Raw genomic sequence first — 19004 nt, forward strand, 5'->3', positions numbered from 1 at the left:
GTGCCCACCCCGTACCCCCACACCCTGCGCTGGCGCACGGCCGCCGAGCCGACCGCGCTGGCCGCCGCCCTGGCCCGTACTGCCGACGGGCCCTACCTGACCTACGAGGACGACGGCCGGGTCGCGGTCGCCGAGGGCGAGCGCGCCGCCGTCACCCTCACCGCCGCCGGCCTGCTGGTCGACGGCGGGCCGCCCCGGCCGCTGTACGGGGCGCCGCTGGCCGCCGCCGGGCGGGCGGTCGCCGCGCACTGCGCCGGCCGGCGGGCGTACGGCTGGATCAGCTTCGAGGCCGCCCACCTGCTGCTCGGCGGGCGCCCCGACCCGGACGCCGCGCTGCTGCACGTCGCCGTCCCGCGCCGGGAGGTGATCTGCACGCCGGGCGCGGTCACCCTGCACGCCGAGGACCCGGCGGCGCTGGAGCACCTGCGCGGGCGCGTCCTCGCCGCCGTCGCCGCCGCCGACGCGCCCGCCGCGCCGCCGGCCCTGCCGGACGCGTGGAGCCGGGCCGACGACCCGGCCTACCGGGCGGCGGTCGCCGCGGCGGTCTCCCGGATCCGGGCCGGCGGGTACGACAAGGTCATCCTGTCCCGGCTGGTCGAGGTCGGGGTGCCGGTGGACCTGCCGGCGACGTACCTCGCCGGCCGCCGGGCCAACACCCCCGCCCGCTCGTACCTGCTGCGCTGGGGCGGCTGGGAGGCCGCCGGGTTCAGCCCCGAGGTGGTGGTGCAGGTCGGCGCCGACGGCGCCGTGCGCACCCAGCCGCTCGCCGGCACCCGGGCGCTGTCCGGGGCGGGCGACGCCGGCCGCCGGGCCGAGCTGTACCGGGACGCCAAGGAGGTCTTCGAGCACGCCATCTCCGTCCGGCTCGCCGTGGCCGAGATGGAGCGGGTGTGCGCGCCGGGCAGCGTCGCCGTCCGGCAGTTCATGGGCGTCGCCGAGCGGGGCAGCGTGCAGCACCTCGCCTCCGAGGTGACCGGGCAGCGGGCCGCCGGCCGGACGTCCTGGGACGTGCTCGCCGCGCTGTTCCCCGCCGTCACCGCCTCGGGCATCCCGAAGCCGGCGGCGTGCGCGGCGATCCGGGCCGGCGAGGCCGAGCACCGGGGCCTGTACTCCGGCGCGGTGCTGACCGTCGACCCCGACGGCGCGCTCGACGCCGCCCTGGTGCTGCGCAGCGTGTTCCGCCGGGCGGGCCGGACCTGGCTGCGCGCCGGCGCCGGCGTGGTCGCCGACTCGACCGCCGACCGGGAGCTGGAGGAGACCAGGGAGAAGCTGCGCAGCGTGTCCCGGTACCTGGTCGCGCAGCGGTCGCCGGGCGACGCCCACCCCGCCGCCGCGGTCGCCGGGGTGGCGCCGTGAGACCGCTGCGCGTCGTCGTCGCCGGCACCGGCTTCGGCCGGGTGTACCTCGACGCGGTCGCCGGGGATCCGGCGTTCGCGCTGGCCGGGGTGCTCGCCCGGGGCAGCGAGCGGTCCCGGGCGCTCGCCGCCGCGCACGGCGTGCCCTTCCACGCCACCGCGGACGAGGTACCCGACGACGTGGACATCGCCTGCGTCGTGCTGCGCTCCGGCGCCACCGGCGGGCCCGGCGCCGAGGTGGCCCGGGCGCTGCTGGCCCGCGGCATCCACGTCCTGCACGAGCACCCCGTGCACGCCGCCGAGCTGACCGACTGCCTGCGCGCGGCCCGGGCCGGCGGCGCGGCGTACGCGGTGCACACGCTGTACCCGTGGCTGCGGCCGGTGCGCAAGCTGCTCGCGGTCGCCGCCGCGCTGCGCGCGCACGGGCCGGTGCGGTACCTCGCCGCCGCGACCAACAGCCAGGTGGCGTACCCGCTGGTCGACATCCTCGGCCGGCTCGCCGGCGGGCTGCGGCCGTGGGCGTTCGCCGACCCCGCCGCCGACCCCGGCGGTATCGACGGGCAGCCGCACCCGTTCCGGCTGCTGCACGCCGCCGTCGGCGGGGTGCCGGTGACGCTGCGCGTCCAGAACGAGGTGCACCCCGACGACCCGGACAACCACGCCCACCTCATGCACCGGATCGAGGTCGGCTTCGACGGCGGCCTGCTCACCCTCGCCGACACCCACGGCCCCGTCACCTGGCAGCCACGGCTGCACGCCCCGCGCGACCACACCGGCCGGCTGGTCACCGCCGGCGCCGGCACCGAGCGGCTGGCCGCGCCCAGCCACGCCGCCGTCCCCGGCACGGCCGCCGGCAGCTTCCACGACGTGTTCGCCGACCTGTGGCCGGACGCCGTCCGGGCCGCCCTGCACGACCTCGCCGCCGACATCGGCGACCCGGCCCGCCGGGCCGCCGCCGGGGTGTGGGCACTGGGCGTCAGCCAGGCGTGGGCCGACCTCACCGGGCGGCTGGGGATGCCCCGGCTGATCCGGCCGGCCGAGCCGCCCGTGGTCGCCCCGGCGCTGGTCGGGGGCGCGTGGTGAGCCGCCGGTGCAGCCACGTCCTGGTCCGGGTCGCCGACCTGGCCCGGGCGGTCGCCGACTACCGGGCGCTGGGCTTCGACGTGCGGTACGCCACCGACCCGGCCACCGCCCAGCACGCGCACGTCTGGTTCGCCGACGGGCCGATCATCGAGCTGCTCACCACCCCGGCGTCGGCCCGGCACATGCGGCTGCCGATCGACCTGGTCGGCGGGCGCGGCTCCGGGCGGCGGATGGTCCGCTGGGCGGTCCAGGACGAGGGCCTGTGCGACGTCGCCGTCGTCGACGAGGCCGCGCCGCTGGGCGAGGTGATCGCCGGGCTGCGCGCCGCCGGGGTGCCGGTCGGGCGGCAGTGGCGGTGGCGGCGGCGCCGCCCGGACGGGGACGTCGTCCGGTTCGCGTTCGCCTACCCGCGGGCCGACCGGGTGCCGTTCCTGGTCTCGCCGTACCGGCCGCCGCAGCGTCCCGCCGACGTCGCGCACGCCAACGGCGCCACCGGGATCGCCGCCGTGCACGTGGACGTGCACTCCGCCGACGCCGCCGCGTTCGACCGGATCACCGGCGGCGACCCGGTGTTCGACGTCCGGCCGGCGCAGCGCACCGCGGTCACGGCGGTCACCATCGCCGGCTGGCCCGGCGCCACCGACGCCGCCCTCCTGCACGGGGCGGCACTGAGGGCAGGGGCAGCGGCGTGAGCGCCGTGCTGCGGCGGTTCGGCCCGCGGCTGCTCGGCAGCGCCGGGCTGCTGCTCCTGCTCTCGGCCGCGGTGTACGTCGGGGTGGACCTGCTGCCCGGCGACCCGGTCACCGCCCGGCTCGGCGTCACCGCCTCGGCCGAGCAGGTCGCGCAGGCGCGGACCCGGCTGGGCCTGGACGACCCGGTGCTGGCCCGGTACGGCCGCTGGCTCGCCGACCTCGCCACCGGCGACCTCGGCACCTCGGTCTCCGGCCGGCCCGTCGGCGACCTGCTCGCCGGCCGGCTGGCCAACTCGGGCCTGCTCGCCGCGGTCTGCCTGGCGCTGCTCGTCCCGCTGTCGCTCGGCGTCGGCGTGTGGGCCGGGCTGCGGCACGGCAGCGGCGCGGACCGGGGCGTGTCGGCGGCGGCGCTGCTGCTGGTGTCGGTGCCGGAGTTCGTCGTCGCCGCCGCGCTCATCCTCGCCTTCGCCGTCGCCTGGCCGGTGCTGCCGGCGGTCGCGCTGCTGCCGTCCGGGACCGGGCCGCTGGACCGCCCCGAGGTGCTCGTCCTACCCGTGCTCAGCCTGCTGCTGGTCAGCTCCGCGCACGCGCTGCGGGTGATCCGCGGCGCCGCCGCGGCCAGCGCCGCCGCCCCGCACGTGGAGTGCGCCCGGCTCAACGGCGCCCGCGGCTGGCCGCTCGTGCGCCGGGCCGTCGTCCCGGCCGTGCTGCCGGTCGCCGTCCAGGTGTGGCTGGTCACCGGGGTCAGCCTGATCGGCGGGGCGGTGCTGGTCGAGCGGGTGTTCGGCTACCCCGGGCTGGGCGAGGCGCTGGTCACCGCCGTGCAGACCGGCGACCTGCCGGTGGTGCAGGCGATCGTGCTGCTGCTCGGCGGGGCGATGCTCGGCGCCCTGCTGCTCGCCGACGTGGCCCTGGTCCTGCTCACCCCGCGGCTGCGCACCGGCGGTACCGCATGAACCGCCGCTGGGCCGGCGCCGCCGTCGCCGCGGGGGTGCTCGCGCTGTGCGTCGTCGCCGGGCCCGCGCTGGCCCCGCACGACGCCGCCGTACCGGTCGGCCCGCCGTACCGGGGGCCGTCCGGCGCCCACTGGCTCGGCACCGACCACCTCGGCCGGGACGTCGCCTCCCGGCTGCTGCAAGGCGCCCGGCCGCTCGTGCTGACCAGCCTTGCCGGCGCGCTGCTCGGCACGCTCGCCGGCGCCGGCCTCGGGCTCGCCGCCGCCGTGTCCCGCCGGCGCTGGCTGGCCGCCGCGCTGACCCGGCCGCTGGACGCGCTCGCCGCCGTCCCGGCCGTCGTGCTCATGCTGCTCGTCCTCGCCGCCTGGCCGCACCGGGCCGGGCTGATCCTCGCCGTCGCGCTCGCCGCGCTGCCGCTGACCGCCCGGCTCGCCGCCGCGGCCGGCGCGCAGGTCGCCGGCCGCGGCCACGTCGAGGTCGCCGTCGCCCGCGGCGAGAAATGGCCCTGGCTGATCGGCCGGGAGCTGCTGCCGCTGGTCGGCGGGGTGCTGCTGGCCGACGCCGGGATCCGGTTCGTCGGCGCCGTGTACCTGGTCGCCGCCGCCGGCTTCCTCGGCGTCGGCACCGCCGGCCCGGACTGGGGCTCGCTGATCGTCGAGGCGCTGCCCGGCGCGCCGCTGCAACCGTGGGCGCTGCTCGCGCCCGTGCTCGCCATCGCCGTGCTCGCCGTCGGCGTGAACCTGCTCGCCGACCGGGCGCAGCGGCCGCGGGGTGCCCGGTGAGCGCCGTCCGGCTGGACCGGCTCACCCTCGCCACCGGCGGTACGACGATCGTCGCCGACCTGACCGTGTCCTGCCCGGACGGCGGCGCGCTGGCCCTGGTCGGCCCGTCCGGCTCCGGCAAGACCACGACCGCGCTGGCCGTCCTCGGGCACCTGCGGCCGGGCATCCGGCACGTCGGCGGGACCGTCACCGTCGGCGGCCGGCGGGTGCTGCCCGCGGCCGGCGGCGACCGCCCGCCCGTCGGGTACGTCGGCCAGGACCCCGGCCTGTCGCTGAACCCGTACGCCCGCCTCGGCGCCACCCTGCTCGCCGCCACCGGCCGCCGGGTGCCCCGGCGCGACCGCGCCGGCACGGTCGCCGCGCTGCTGCACCGGGTCGGCCTGCCCGGCGACGCCGCGTTCGCCCGCCGGTACCCGCACCAGCTCTCCGGCGGCCAGCAGCAGCGTGTCGCGCTCGCCGCCGCGCTCGCCCGCGGCCCCCGGCTGCTCGTGCTGGACGAGCCGACCACCGCGCTGGACCTGCTCGCCCGCGACGAGGTCCGGACCGAGCTGGCCCGGCTGCGCGCCGACGGCGTCGCGCTGCTGTGGATCAGCCACGACCTCGCCTCCGTCGGCGGCCTGGTGGACGAGGTGCTGCGGCTGCCCGAGGGCACGCTGGGCACCCCGGCGCCGCCGCCGTGCCGGCGCCCGTCGGTCACCCGCAGCCCGCACCCGCCCACGCTGACCGCCCGCCCGGCCGCGGGCCGCCCCCGCCCGGCGCTGCTGCGCGCCGTCGGCCTGACCGCCGGGTACGGCGGCGCGACCGTCCTGGACGGCGTCGACCTCGCCGTCGCCGCGGGGGAGAGCCTCGGCGTGCTCGGGATCTCCGGCGTCGGCAAGAGCACCCTGGCCCGCTGCCTGGTCGGCCTGCACCGGCCGGCGGCCGGCGAGGTCCGGCTCGGCGACGCCGTCCTCCCCGCCGACGTGCGCGACCGGGACGCCGCCCAGCGCGGCGCGATCGGGCTGGTCGGCCAGCACCCGGCCGAGGCGCTGCACCCGGGGCAGGACGTGTTCACCGCGCTGGCCCGGCCGATGCGCACGCTGCTCGGCGTCCGCGACCGGGCCGCCCAGCGGGGCCGGGTCGCCGCGCTGCTCGCCGCCGTGCACCTGCCGCCGGACTGCGCCGGGCGCCGCCCGGCCGAGCTGTCCGGCGGGCAGCGGCAGCGGGTCGCGCTGGCCCGCGCCCTGGTCACCGACCCGCGGGTACTGATCTGCGACGAGGCCACCGCCGCCCTGGACGACGGCACCGCCGCCGGGGTGCTCGCGCTGCTGGCCGAGCTGCGGGCCGGCCGCGGCCTGGCCGTCGCGCTGATCACCCACGACCCGCGGGTCGCCGCGGGCACCGACCGGCTGCTGGTGCTCGCCGGCGGCCGGGTCCTCACCACCGGACCGACCGCCGCGCTGCTGCCGCCCGGCGCCGACGTGCACGCCCTCGCCGCCCGCCTGCTCCGCCCGGCGGCCCGGACCTGAACCACTGCCCCTCTGCCCGCTGCCCCCGCACGCCCGTAGGAGTGAGCCCGACATGACCCCCGAACACCTGCTGAGCGAGCTGACCGCGCTCGGCGTCCGGCTGTGGGCCGACGGCGACGCGCTGCGGTTCCGCGCCCCGGCCGGCGCCCTCGGCGCCGAGCACCGGGCGGCGCTGCGCGCGCACAAGCCGGCGCTGCTCGCGCTGCTCGCCGCCGCCGACACCCCGGCCGCCGCCGCCGACCCGGCCGCCCGGCACGAGCCGTTCCCGCTGACCGACGTGCAGACGGCGTACCTGCTGGGCCGGCGCGACTCGTTCGACCTCGGCGGCGTCGCCTGCCACGGGTACCTCGAACTCACCTTCCCCGAGCTGCCGCCGGCCGCCGCCGAGGACGCCTGGAACCTGCTCGTCGCCCGGCACGACATGCTGCGCGCCACCGTCCACCCCGACGGCCACCAGCAGGTGCTGGCCGAGGTGCCGCGGTACCGGATCGCCGCCGCCGACCTGCGCGGCGCCGACCCGGCGGCGCTGGCCGCGCACCTCGACCGGACCCGGGCCGAGCTGGACCACGCGGTGTACGACCCGGCGACCTGGCCGCTGTTCACCCTGCGGGTCACCCGCACCGACGCCGGCGACGTCCTGCACACCTCGCTGGACACCCTCGTCGCCGACTGGGCCAGCGCCGGCATCCTCTTCGCCGAGCTGGACGCCGTCCTCGCCGGCCGGGCCGACGCCCTGCCGCCGCTGGACCTGACCTTCCGCGACTACCTGGTCGCCGAGCGGCGGCTGCGCGACACCCCCCGGTACGCCCGGGACCGCGCGTACTGGACCGGGCGGGCCGCCGACCTGCCGCCCGCCCCGGAGCTACCCGCCGCCCCCGCCGCCGGCCCGCCGGCCGGGCCGCCGCGGTTCGCCCGGCACGGGTACCGGCTGCCCGCCGACCGCTGGGCGGCGCTGACCGAGCGGGCCGGCGCGCACGACCTCACCCCGGCGACGGCGGTGCTGGCCGCGTACGCCGCGGTGCTGCGCCGGTGGAGCCGGCACCCGCGGTTCGCCCTCAGCGTCACCCTGCTCAACCGGCTGCCCCTGCACCCGGGCGTGGACCGGATCGTCGGCGACTTCACCTCCGTCAACGTGCTCGACGTCGCCGACCCGGCCGGGCAGCCGTTCGCCGCGGCCGCGGCGGCGCTCGGCACCCGCCTGTACACCGACCTGGACCACCGGCTGTTCTCCGGCGTCGAGGTGCTGCGCGAGGTCACCCGCCGGCGCGGCCGGGAGGCGGCCCGGCTGCCGGTGGTGTTCACCAGCGCGCTCGGCGCCGCCGCCGGGATCGACTCGCGCGGCGCCGGCCGGCCGGGGTACGGCGTCACCCAGACCCCGCAGGTCGTCCTCGACTGCCAGGTCGGCGAGGACGCCGGCGAGCTGGTCGTGCACTGGGACGTCCGGCAGGGCGTGCTGCCCGACGGCGTCGCCGCCGACATGTTCGCCGCGTTCACCGACCTGCTCGACGCGCTCGCCGCCGGCCCCGGCGCGTGGGCCGACCCGCGCCCGGTGCCGCTGCCGGCGTGGCAGGCCGCCGAGCGGGCCGCCGCCAACGACACCGCCGGGCCGCTGCCGGACCGGCTGCTCACCGACGGCTTCCTGGCCCGCGCCGCCGCCGACCCCGACCGGGTCGCGGTGGTCGACGCCGCCGGCCCCACCACGTACGGCACGCTGGCCGGCTCCGCCGCCGCGGTCGCGGCGGCGCTGCGCGCGCACGGCGTCGCCGCCGGGCAGGTCGTCGCCGTGCTCGCGCCGAAGGGCGTGGCGCAGGTCGCCGCGGTCCTCGGCTGCGGCCTGGCCGGCGCGGTGTACCTGCCGGTGGACGTGCACCAGCCGCCGCTGCGCCGGGCCCGGCTGCTCGCCGACGCCGACGCCCGCCTGGTGCTGACCGCCGCCGGCACCGACACCACCGGGGTGGGGGAGTGCCCGGTCGTCGCCGTCGACACGCTGCCGCCGGCCGACGCGCCGGCGCCGGGCGGCGGCGACCCGGACGCCCCCGCGTACGTCATCTACACCTCCGGCTCCACCGGCGCGCCCAAGGGCGTGCTGGTCAGCCACCGGGCCGCCGCCAACACCATCGACGACATCGACCGGCGGTACGGCGTCGGCGCCGACGACCGGGTGCTCGGGCTGGCCCAGCTCGGCTTCGACCTGTCGGTGTACGACATCTTCGGGCCGCTGACCCGCGGCGGCACGCTGGTGCTGCCCGACCCGGCCCGGCCGGGCGACCCGTCGCACTGGGCCGACCTGGTCCGCACCCACGGCGTCACGGTGTGGAACTCGGTGCCCGCCCAGCTCGGCATGCTGCTCGACTACCTGGGCAGCGCGCAGCTCCCGTCGCTGCGGCTGGCGCTGGCCTCCGGCGACTGGCTGCCGACCGCGCTGCCGGCCCGCTGCGCCGCCGCCCTGCCGGCCGCCCGGCTGGTCAGCCTCGGCGGCGCCACCGAGGCGGCGATCTGGTCGATCGCCCACCCGGTCGCGGCGGTCGACCCGGCGTGGCCGAGCATCCCGTACGGCCGGCCGCTGGCCAACCAGGGCTGGCGCGTCCGCGCCGCCGACGGCCGGGACGCGCCGGTGTGGACGGCCGGCGAGCTGTGCATCACCGGCGCCGGCCTGGCCCTGGGCTACCTCGGCGACGCCGCGCTGACCGCCGCCCGCTTCCCGGCCGTGGACGGGCAGCGGCTGTACCGCACCGGCGACCTCGGCCGGTACCGGCCCGGCGGCGACATCGAGTTCCTCGGCCGCGAGGACGGGCAGGTGAAGCTGCGCGGCCACCGGATCGAGCTGGGCGAGGTCGAGGCGGCGCTGGCCGCGCACCCCGACGTCGCGGACGCCGCGGCCGTCGTCGCCGGCTCCGGCGCGGACCGGGCGTTGCTCGGCTTCGTCACCCCGCGCCGGGTGCCGGCGCCCGCGGACCCGGCCGCCGACGCCGCCCGGGCCGCCGCGGCCCGCCGGTACGCCGCCGCCCGGGTCGACGCCGACGCCGCGGCCGCGCTGCCCGACGCGCTGCGCGCGGCGGCCCTCATCTCCCTCGCCGCCGGCCTGCACGCCGCCGACCCCCGCGCCGCCGCCGCGGTCGCCGGGGGCACCGCGGACGCCGGGGGCACCGCGGACACCGGCGCACCCGGGGGCGCCGGTGTCCTGGCGGTGCCGCGGACCGCGGACGAGGTCATCGCCGCGCACGCCGTCGCCGAGCGGCACCACTGGCTCGTCCGGCACTGGCTGCGCCTGCTCGCCGCGGCCGGCACGCTGGCCGTCGACGGCGACCGGTACCGGCTGCCCGCGCCGCCGGCCGCCGGGGCGGTCGCCGCCGCCTGGGACCGGGTCGCCGCCCTCGGGGCGGGGGCGGACTTCGTCGCGTACCACCGGGAGCACGTCGACCGGCTGCCCGCGCTGCTGCGCGGCGAGCAGGACCCGTACGCCCTGCTCTTCCCCGACGGCGCCGCCGACCGCGCCGCGGCCATCTACCGCGACGACCCGGCCAGCCGGTACCTCAACGGCGCCGCCGCCGCGCTCACCCACCGGATCGCCGCGGCCGCCCCGGCGGGCCGGCCACTGCGGGTCGTCGAGCTGGGCGCCGGTACCGGCGCGCTGACCGCCGCGGTGCTGCCGCTGCTCGCCGGGTTCGCGGTCGAGTACCTGTTCACCGACGTCAACCCGTCCTTCCTGCCCGAGGCGCGGGACCGGTTCGGCGGCACGCCCGGCGTCAGCTTCGGCGTCGTCGACCTGGACCGGGACACCGGCCCGCAGGGCCTCGCCCCGCACGCCGCCGACCTGGTCCTGTGCGCCGGCATGCTGAACAGCGTCGCCGACCCCGCCGCCGCGCTGCGCCGGGTCGCCGGCCTGCTCGCCGCCGGCGGCTGGCTGATCGCCACCGAGCCGACCGGGGCGCTGCCGCACATCCTGCTCACCCAGGGCTTCCTCATGCGCCCGGACCCGGACGGCGAGCCGCCGCTGTACGCCGCTGACCGGTGGGCACAGTGGATCGCCGCGGCCGGCGGCGCGCTCGTGCACGCCCTGCCCGGCCCCGGCGACCCGCCGGCCGCCCGCGGGATGCACGTGCTCGCCGCCCGGTTCCGCTCCGACCGCGCCGACGTCCGGGAGGACGACGTCCGGGCGACGCTCGCCGACCGGCTGCCGCCGGCCATGCGCCCCGGCCGGATCCAGGTCCTCGACGCGCTGCCGCTGACCGCCAACGGCAAGGTGGACCGCCGGGCGCTGGCCGACCGCCGGCTCGGCGTCCTCGGCGGCAGCGTCGTCGCCGAACCGGAGGTCGGCGACGACCTCGAGCGGCGGCTGTGCAAGCTGTGGGCCGGCGCGCTCGGCGTCCCCCGGGTCGCGCCGGGCGACAACGTGTACGACCACGGCGCCGAGTCGCTCATCCTCGCCCGGGTCGCCGGGCGGCTGCGCGAGGAGATCCCCGAGGCCGCCCCGCACGCGTACGACACCCTGCTCCGCCAGCTCCTGAACGAGCCGACGGTCGCCGCGCTCGCGGCGATGCTCCGCGGCGGCCCGCCCTCCCCGGCCGCCGCGGGGCCCGTCGGCGCGGACGCGCCGGCCACCGTCCGGGCCGGGCGGCACGCGCTGCTCGTCCCGTTCGGCGGCGGCGCGGACGGGCCCGCCCGGGTGCTGTTCCACGCCGCGCTCGGCACGCTCGACTACTTCCAGGGGATCGGCCGGGCGCTGGCCGACCAGGGGCAGGGCCCGGTGCTCGGGGTGGCGGTCGCCGACCCGGACGCGTACCTCGCCGTCGACCACCGCGACCTCGTCGCCGCCCTCGCCGACGACTACGCGACCGCGCTCGCCGGGCAGGGGCACCGCCGGTTCCAGCTCATCGGGTACTGCCTCGGCGGGCTGCTCGCCATCGAGGTGGCCCGCCGGCTCCAGGCCGCCGGCCACGAGGTCGTCGACCTGTCCCTGGTGGACAGCCTGCCGATGCTGGTCGAGACCGACGAGGAGCTGGTGTTCGAGTCGATCTTCGTACCGAACCTCGACCTCGACCCGGTCGCCACCGTCCTCGGCCCCGACCTCGACCCGGCCGACCTGGCCCGGGCCATCGACGAGCTGATGCTCCGGCACGACGGCCGCGTCCCCGCCGGGGCGCTCGGCGCGCTCGACGGCGACGCCGGCCTGCGCGCGGTCGCCGCGGCCGCCCGCCGCGCCGCCGCGGTGCCGCAGGCCGACCGGCTCGCCCGGTACGCCGCCGCCTCCGCCGACCGGGCCGGCGTCCCGGTCGGGCCGGAGCTGGTCCCGGCGCTGTTCCGGATGTGCCGGCACAGCATGCGCGCGGCCCGGTTCGACCCCGAGCCGTACGTCGGGGACGTGCGCTTCCTGCGCGCCGCCCGGGCCCGCTCGTTCGGCGTGACCGCCGGGGTCGGGCACCTGGCCGTGCCGTACTGGGAGAAGGTCTGCCTCGGCACGTTCGACATCCTGGACGTGCCCGGCGACCACTTCAGCGTGATCGAGCCGCCGGCGCTGGCCGAGGTCGTGGCCGCGCTGTCCCTGGCCCCCGCCGGTGGTCCGGCGTGACCCGCCGGCACCGCGGCCGGCCGCGACCCGGTGCCGCCGCCGGGGGTGCGGCGTGAGCCGGCGGCCGATCGGGGTCGTCGGCGGGCGCGGCGACGTCGGCAGCGCGGCCGTCGGCTGGCTCGCCGCCGCCGGGCTCGGCCCGGTGCTGGTCGGCGGGCGGCACCCGCGCGGCACCGGCTGCCCCGCGTCGGCGTACCAGCAGGTCGACGTCGCCGACGCGCGCGGCCTGGCCGCGTTCGCCGGCCGCTGCCGGCTCGTCGTCAACTGCGCCGGACCCGCGCACACCGTCGGCGACCGGGTGGCGCTGGCCGCGCTGGCCGCCGGCGCGGACTACGTGGACGCCGGCGGCGACGACCCGCTGCACGCCGCCCTCGACCCGGACCGGTACGCCGCCGCCGGCCGGGTCGCCGTCCTCTCCGCCGGCCTGCGGCCCGGCCTGACCGGCCTGCTGCCACGGTGGGCCGCCCGCGACCTCGGGCCGGGCGCGACGCTGCGCTCGCACCTCGCCGTCCGGGACGCGTTCACCGAGGTCGCCGCCGCCGACTACCTCGCCGCCGCCGGGGGCGCCGCGCGCGCGGCGTGGCGCGGGGGGCGGGTGGTCGCCGGGGCGCTGCGCCGCGGCGCGCTGCCCGCCCTCCCGCACCTCGACGGCCCGGTCACCACCCTGCCCTACCTCGACCCGGAGGCCGGCCGGGTCGCCGCCGCGCTGCGCCTGGCCGACGGCGAGTGGTACACCGCCCTGACCGGCCCGCACATGACCGCCGCGTTCGACCGGGCGCCCGCGCTGCCCCGGCCGGCGGCCGTCGCCGACCTGTGCCGGTCCAGCCGGCTCGACCTGTGCGGGCGGCCCGCCCGGGTGGTGCTGGTCGTCAGCGTCGCCGGGGAGCGGGAGCGGACGGTCGTCGTGCACGCCGCCGGCAACGCCGCGGTCACCGGCGCGGTGGTGGGGCTGACGGTCGAGGCGGTGCTGGCGGGCGCGGTACCGCCGGGCCGGCACTTCGCCGCGGACGTCCTCGACCCGGCGGCGGCGATCGCCCGGCTGACCGGTACGGGGGCGGCGGCGCTGACGGTCCGCGACGGGGTCGCGGCCGACGACGTGGAGGAGGGCACATGCTGACCCCCGACCGAACACCCCAGCTCGCGGTGAACCCGGGCGGCCGCGCCGCGGCCGGTGCGACCGCCGCCGCGGCCGGGATCGGGGATATCGCGGACGACCCGGGCGTGGCCGCGGATCCGCGGCCGGCGTTCGCGCGGCTCGCCGGGGCGAGCCTCGGCGCGGTCGCCGCGCTGCTGGACCGGCACGGCGCGCTGCCCGCCGGCGTGTTCCGCACGGCCCGCGAGGTGGCCGACGTGCTCGGCGCCGCGCCCCGGCACCGCTGGCTCGTCGCGGCCTGGCTGCGCGCCCTGGCCGCCGCCGGCCGCGCCCACCACCTCCCGGCCGCCGCGGACCCGGCCGCCGCGCCCGACCCCGCACGCACCCACCGCGGACCCGGCACCACGGCCGCGCTCCCCGCCGACCCCGCGACCCGGTCCGCCGCGCCGGACCCCGCCGACCGGTACGCCGCCACGCCCGCCGCGCCCGCGGCGCCGGACCTCGCCGGCCTCGCCGCCGCGTACGCCGACCTCGGGTTCCCGCCGGAGATGGCCGGGCTGCACCGGCGGGTCATCGCGCGGCTCGGGCCGCTGCTGCGCGACGAGTGCCAGCTCGCCGGCATCCTGTTCGCCGACCGGGAGCCCGTGGCGGCGCTGGCCACGTACCAGCGCAACGTCTTCGTCGACCACCTCGATCGGGAGCTGGCCCGGCTCGCCCGGTCCACGCCGGACACACCGGGTCCGCTGCGGGTCCTGGAGGTCGGCGGCGGGCCCGGCGGCACCACGGCGGCCGTCCGCGCGGCGCTGGCCGACCGCCCGCACACGTACCTGTTCACCGACGTGTCCCGCCTGTTCACCGCGGCCGCCGCCGACCGGTTCCCCGGCCTGCGCACCGGGCTGCTCGACCTGGACCGGCCGTTCGCCGAGCAGGGCGTACCGGCCGGCAGCGTCGACGTCCTGATCGCCGGCAACAGCCTGCACAACGCGGTCGACCTCGCGGCCACGCTCGCCGAGGTACGGCGGGCGCTGGCGCCGGGCGGGCGGCTGCTGTTCACCGAGTCCACCGGCGCCAACCCGGTGGTGCTGACGTCGATGAGCTTCCTGCTGTCCCCGCCGCCGGGCCGGGACCGCCGGCCGCGCGACCCGGTCCGCGCCGCCACCGGCGACCTGTTCTGCGACGCCGCCGGCTGGCGCCGCCTGCTCGCCGCCGCGGGCCTCGCCGCCGTCGCCGACCTGCCGCCGCCGGACAGCCCGCTGGCCGTCGCCGGCCAACGGCTCTACCACGCCGAACCCGCCGACCACCGCGCCGAACCCGCCGACCACCGCACCGCGCCCGGTCACGGCCGGGTCGAGCGGTCGGACCGAATACCAGGGGGAGTGATGACCGATCTGTCCGCGGCCCTGTCCGGTGCCCGCCGAGTGCTGCTCGCCGGCCTGCCCGACACCGCCGCCGCCCGGGCCGCCGAGCTGGCCGCGGACGCGGCCGTCGACCGGGCACCCGTCGCCGACCCGGCCCGGCTGCTCGCGGCGGTGGAGCGCAGCGGCGCCGACCGGGTGGTGCTGCCCGCCGCGCTCCTGCCGGCCCTCGCCGCGGCGCCGACCCTGCCGCTGACCGACCTGGGCACCCTGACCGCCGTCATCGCCCTCGCCCCCGCCGCGACCGCCGTGCCCGCCGCGCTCGGCGGCGTGCCGATCGTGCTGGTCGCCGCCCCCGAACCCGCCACCCCGGCCGCGTCGTACGCCGCGCTCGCCGGCGCTGCCGGGACCGCCGGCGACGCCGCGCTCGCCGCCGTGGACGTGCCGGCAGCGATCGCCGCCGTCCGGGAGTTGCAGGCCGCCGGCCGGGCGTCCATGCTGCACACGCTCCGCCGCTGCGGCGTCCTCGCCGGCCCCGCGCACGCCGCGGGGATCGCCGCCGCCGCGGGCGTCGCCCCGCCGTACCGGGCCCTCGTCGGCCGCTGGCTCGACGTGCTCGGCGCCGCCGGCCTCGTCCGCCGCGACGGCGACCTGATCGCCCCCGCCGACCCGGCCGCGCCCGTCCCGGACTGGGAGGCGCTCGCCGCCCGCTGGCGGGCCGCCGTCGGCGGCGACCGGACCGTGGCGTACGCCCGCCGCAACGCCGCCGCCCTGCCCGACCTGCTGCGCGGCCGCGGCTCGCCGGTCGAGGTGCTGTTCCCGGCGGGCAGCCTCGGCACCGCCCGCGCGCTGTACCGGGAGAGCGTCACCGCCCGGTACCAGCACGCCGCCGTCGCCGCCGCGGTCGCCGCGCTGTGCGCCGACCGACCGCCCGGCGCGGTGCCGCGGCTGCTGGAGATCGGCGCGGGGACCGGCGCGACCACCGACGCGGTACTGCCCGCGCTGGCCGGCCGGCCGGTCGACTACCTGCTCACCGACGTGTCCCGGGCGTTCCTCGCGCCGCTGCTCGCCGCCCGCGGCGGCCGGGTGCGCGGCGCCCGGTACGACATCGACGCCCCGCCCGGGCTGCAGGGCCTGGCGCCCGGCGGGTTCGACGTGATCATCGGCGGCGGCGTGCTGAACGCCGCCCGGGACACCGACGTCAGCCTGCGCCACCTGGCCGACCTGCTCGCCCCCGGCGGGCACCTGGTGGTCAGCGAGCCCACCGCCGAGGAGCACTGGATCATGACCTCGCAGGCGCTGCTGCTGGCCCCGCCGGCCGACGCGCGGGCCGTCGACCGGACGACGTTCCTGACCGCCGCCCGCTGGCGCGAGTCGTACGGCCGGGCCGGCCTCGCGCTCGTCGCCGCGCTGCCGCCGCCCGGCCACCCGCTCGCCGAGCTGGGGCACCACGTCCACGTCCTGCGCGCCGCCGACGCCGCGGCGACGCCCGCCGGGTCCGCCGGCGGCGGTGCGGCCGCCGGCACCGACCCGCTCGGCCCCGCGAGCGCGTGGTCCGGCCACGACCTCGCGGTGCCGTGACCGCGCGCGTGCCGCGCCGCTGCCCGGCCGCCCGACCCCGGCGCCCCGGCGCCGCCGACAACGTCCCGCGCGGGGCCGGCCCCTCGGCCCCGCGCACCGAGTCCGAGGAGGATGCGATGGCCGCACTCGCCGGCTTCACCGGCTGGCCGCCGGAGTTCGCCGACCGGTACCGCGCCGCCGGCTACTGGCGCGACGAGCTGCTCGGCGACCTCGCCGCCGCCGGGGCCGCGCGCTGGCCCGACCGCACGGCGCTGGTCGACGGCGACCGCCGCTGGACGTACGCCGAGCTGGCCGCCGGCGCCGCCGCGGTCGCCGCCGGCCTGCGCCGACTCGGGCTGGGCGACGGCGACCGGCTGCTCGTGCACCTGCCGAACGTGGCCGAGTTCGTCCTGCTGCTGCTCGGCGCCGCGCGGGTCGGCGCCGTCCCGGTCTGCGCGCTGCCGGCGCACCGGGAGACCGAGCTGACCCACCTGGCCCGGCTGGCCGGGGCGCGCGCGTACGTCGCCGCCGACGTCGCCGGCGGGTACGACCACCGCCCGCTGGCCCGCCGCCTGCGCGCGAGCGTGCCCGGCCTGGACACCGTCATCGTCGTCGGCGACCCGGCGGAGTTCACCCCGTTCACCGCCCTGTCCACCCCGGACCCCGCGCCGCCCGCCGAACCCGCCGCGCCCCCGGACGCGACGCCGGCGGCCCCGCCCGGTCCCCGCCCCGGCGACGTGGCGGTGCTGTTGCTGTCCGGCGGCACCACCGGGCTGCCCAAGCTCATCGGCCGCACCCACCACGACTACGCGTACAACTGGCGGGCCAGCGCCGACGTCTGCGCCCTCACCGCCGACGACCGGTACCTCGTCGCCCTGCCCGCCGCGCACAACTTCGCCCTCGCCTGCCCCGGCCTGCTCGGCACGCTGGCGGTCGGCGGCCGGGTCGTGCTCTGCCCGGACGCCGACCCGGCCACGGTGTTCCCGCTGGTCGAGCGGGAGCGGGTCACGGTGACCGCCCTGGTCCCGCCGCTCGCGCTGGTCTGGCTGGAGGCCGCCGCCGACGGCGGCGCCGACCTGTCCAGCCTGCGGCTGCTCCAGGTCGGCGGCGCGCGGCTGAGCGCCGGCGTCGCCGCCCGGGTCGCGCCGGAGCTGGGCTGCGCGCTCCAGCAGGTGTACGGCATGGCCGAGGGCCTACTGAACTTCACCCGGCCCGACGACCCGCCCGCGCTGGTGCACGACACCCAGGGCCGGCCGCTGTCGCCCGCGGACGAGATCCGGATCGTGGACCGGGCCGGCGCCGAGGTCCCCGACGGCGAGCTGGGCGAGCTGCACACCCGCGGCCCGTACACGCTGCGCGCCTACTACCCGGACGGGCCGGCCACCGCCGGGGCGTTCACGGAGGACGGGTTCTACCGCTCCGGCGACCTGGTCCGGCGGCTGCCGTCCGGGCACCTGCGGGTCGAGGGCCGGCGCACCAACGTGGTGAACCGCGGCGGCGACAAGGTGCCCGTCGAGGAGGTCGAGGACCTGCTGCTGCGCCACCCCGACATCGCCGACGTCGCCGTCGTCGGCGTGCCCGACCCGGTGCTGGGGGAGCGGACCTTCGCGTTCGTCGTACCCCGGCAGCGCGGCGCCGCCGGCCCGGACCGGCGCGACCTCGCCGCCCACCTCACCGCGCTCGGCCTCGCCGCGTTCAAGATCCCGGACCGGCTGCGCGTCGTGCCGGACCTGCCGCGCACCGGCGTGGGCAAGGTCGACCGCCGGGCGCTCGCCGCCCGGGCCCGGGACCGCCGGTGAGCGCGCCGGCCGGGGTGGAGGAGTGCCCGTACCCGTTCAACGACTTCACCGGCCTGGACCTCGGCGTCGGCTACCGGGCGGCGCTCGCGGCGCCCGGCCTGACCCGGGTCCGGCTGCCGCTCGGCGAGCCGGCCTGGCTGGTCACCCGGTGGGACGAGGCCCGGCAGGTCCTCGCCGACCGGCGGTTCTCCCGGGCCGCCGCCGCGGACCGGGACGCCCCGCGCGCGCTGCCGCGCGCGATCGGCGGGATCGTCACGATGGACCCGCCCGCGCTGAGCCGGATCCGCCGGCTGGCCGGGCAGGCGTTCACCGCCCGCCGGGTGGGGGCGCTGCGCCCGCACGTCCGGCAGCTCGCCCGCGAGCTGATCGACGCGATGCTGGCCAAGGGGCCGCCGGCCGACCTGGTCGCCGACTTCGCGGTGCCGATGCCGACGGCGCTGATCTGCACCCTGCTCGGGGTGCCGCACGCCGACCGGGACCGGTTCCGGGGGTGGAACGACGCGCTGCTGGCCACCGGGCCGGACGCCGGCCCGGCGACGGCGGCGGCGTTCGGCGCGCTGCGCGGGTACATCGGCGACCTGATCGACCGCCGCCGCGCCGAGCCGGCCGACGACCTGATCACGGCGCTGATCGCCGCCCGGGACGAGGCCGGGGCACTGTCCGAGCCGGAGCTGGTCCTGCTCTGCATCGCGATCCTCGTCGCCGGGTACGAGGCCAGCTCCGCGCAGATCCCGAACTTCTGGTACCTGCTGCACCGCCACCCCGAGCACCGGGCCGCCCTGCGCGCCGCCCCGGCCCGGCTGCCCGCGGCGATCGAGGAGCTGCTCCGGTACACGCCGCTGGCCACCGGCGCGATGTTCGCCCACTACGCCGCCGAGGACGTCCGGATCGGCGGCACCGTCGTCCGGGCCGGCGAGCCGGTGCTCGTCTCGATCGGCGCCGCCAACCGCGACCCCGGCCGCTTCCCCCACCCGGACCGGATCGACCCCGACCGGGACGCCACCGGGCACCTCGGCTTCGGGTACGGGCTGCACCACTGCCTCGGCGCCGCCCTCGGCCGGCTCGAGCTGCACGAGGCGCTCGCCGCGCTGCTCGAACGGATGCCCGGCCTGCGCCCGGCCGGGCCCGTGCAGTGGCGGACCGAGACGTTCTTCCGCGGCCCCCGCGCCATGCCGGTGACGTGGTGAGCCGATGACCCCGCGGCGCCCTCCCGCCGCCACCCCCGCTGCCGACCCCTGCCGGACCGCCCGGC

Annotated in this window: 11 protein-coding genes; all 11 read left to right on the forward strand. The window is 80.0% G+C overall.

Features of this window, described 5'->3' with window-relative positions:
* The 11 genes from IEY94_RS00560 (at nucleotide 1) to IEY94_RS00610 (ending at nucleotide 18939) form a co-directional block, all read left to right on the forward strand.
* A complete protein-coding gene (locus tag IEY94_RS00560) occupies nucleotides 1-1356 on the forward strand; it encodes a salicylate synthase (protein ID WP_229783206.1) in 1356 nt (451 codons plus the stop codon).
* On the forward strand, nucleotides 1353-2438 hold the full coding sequence (locus tag IEY94_RS00565) for a Gfo/Idh/MocA family oxidoreductase (protein ID WP_189168008.1): 1086 nt from the start codon (nucleotides 1353-1355) through the stop codon (nucleotides 2436-2438). The genes IEY94_RS00560 and IEY94_RS00565 overlap by 4 nt, the downstream gene beginning before the upstream one ends.
* Entirely contained in the window at nucleotides 2435-3130 is a 696-nt protein-coding gene (locus IEY94_RS00570) for a VOC family protein (RefSeq protein WP_189168009.1), read from the forward strand. Before IEY94_RS00565 ends, IEY94_RS00570 begins: the two co-directional genes overlap by 4 nt.
* Complete coding sequence (locus IEY94_RS00575; protein ID WP_229783207.1) at nucleotides 3127-4086, forward strand: ABC transporter permease; 960 nt, start codon at nucleotides 3127-3129, stop codon at nucleotides 4084-4086. The genes IEY94_RS00570 and IEY94_RS00575 overlap by 4 nt, the downstream gene beginning before the upstream one ends.
* Nucleotides 4083-4868: an ABC transporter permease subunit gene (locus IEY94_RS00580; RefSeq protein ID WP_189168010.1), complete on the forward strand. Its 786-nt coding sequence runs from the start codon at nucleotides 4083-4085 to the stop codon at nucleotides 4866-4868. Before IEY94_RS00575 ends, IEY94_RS00580 begins: the two co-directional genes overlap by 4 nt.
* Nucleotides 4865-6376: an ABC transporter ATP-binding protein gene (locus IEY94_RS00585; protein ID WP_229783208.1), complete on the forward strand. Its 1512-nt coding sequence runs from the start codon at nucleotides 4865-4867 to the stop codon at nucleotides 6374-6376. Before IEY94_RS00580 ends, IEY94_RS00585 begins: the two co-directional genes overlap by 4 nt.
* A gap of 52 nt (nucleotides 6377-6428) precedes the next feature.
* Complete coding sequence (locus IEY94_RS00590; protein WP_189168011.1) at nucleotides 6429-11945, forward strand: non-ribosomal peptide synthetase; 5517 nt, start codon at nucleotides 6429-6431, stop codon at nucleotides 11943-11945.
* A 52-nt stretch (nucleotides 11946-11997) separates the two neighbouring features.
* Complete coding sequence (locus IEY94_RS00595; protein ID WP_229783209.1) at nucleotides 11998-13062, forward strand: saccharopine dehydrogenase family protein; 1065 nt, start codon at nucleotides 11998-12000, stop codon at nucleotides 13060-13062.
* Nucleotides 13056-15974 (forward strand): class I SAM-dependent methyltransferase, encoded by a 2919-nt coding sequence (locus IEY94_RS00600; RefSeq protein ID WP_189168012.1) that lies wholly within the window; start codon nucleotides 13056-13058, stop codon nucleotides 15972-15974. The genes IEY94_RS00595 and IEY94_RS00600 overlap by 7 nt, the downstream gene beginning before the upstream one ends.
* A 116-nt stretch (nucleotides 15975-16090) precedes the next feature.
* Nucleotides 16091-17752 (forward strand): (2,3-dihydroxybenzoyl)adenylate synthase, encoded by a 1662-nt coding sequence (locus IEY94_RS00605; protein ID WP_189168013.1) that lies wholly within the window; start codon nucleotides 16091-16093, stop codon nucleotides 17750-17752.
* Complete coding sequence (locus tag IEY94_RS00610) at nucleotides 17749-18939, forward strand: cytochrome P450 (protein WP_229783210.1); 1191 nt, start codon at nucleotides 17749-17751, stop codon at nucleotides 18937-18939. The genes IEY94_RS00605 and IEY94_RS00610 overlap by 4 nt, the downstream gene beginning before the upstream one ends.
* The last annotated feature ends 65 nt before the right edge of the window (nucleotides 18940-19004 follow it).

Source organism: Pilimelia anulata, assembly GCF_014647895.1.
Taxonomy (GTDB): domain Bacteria; phylum Actinomycetota; class Actinomycetes; order Mycobacteriales; family Micromonosporaceae; genus Pilimelia; species Pilimelia anulata.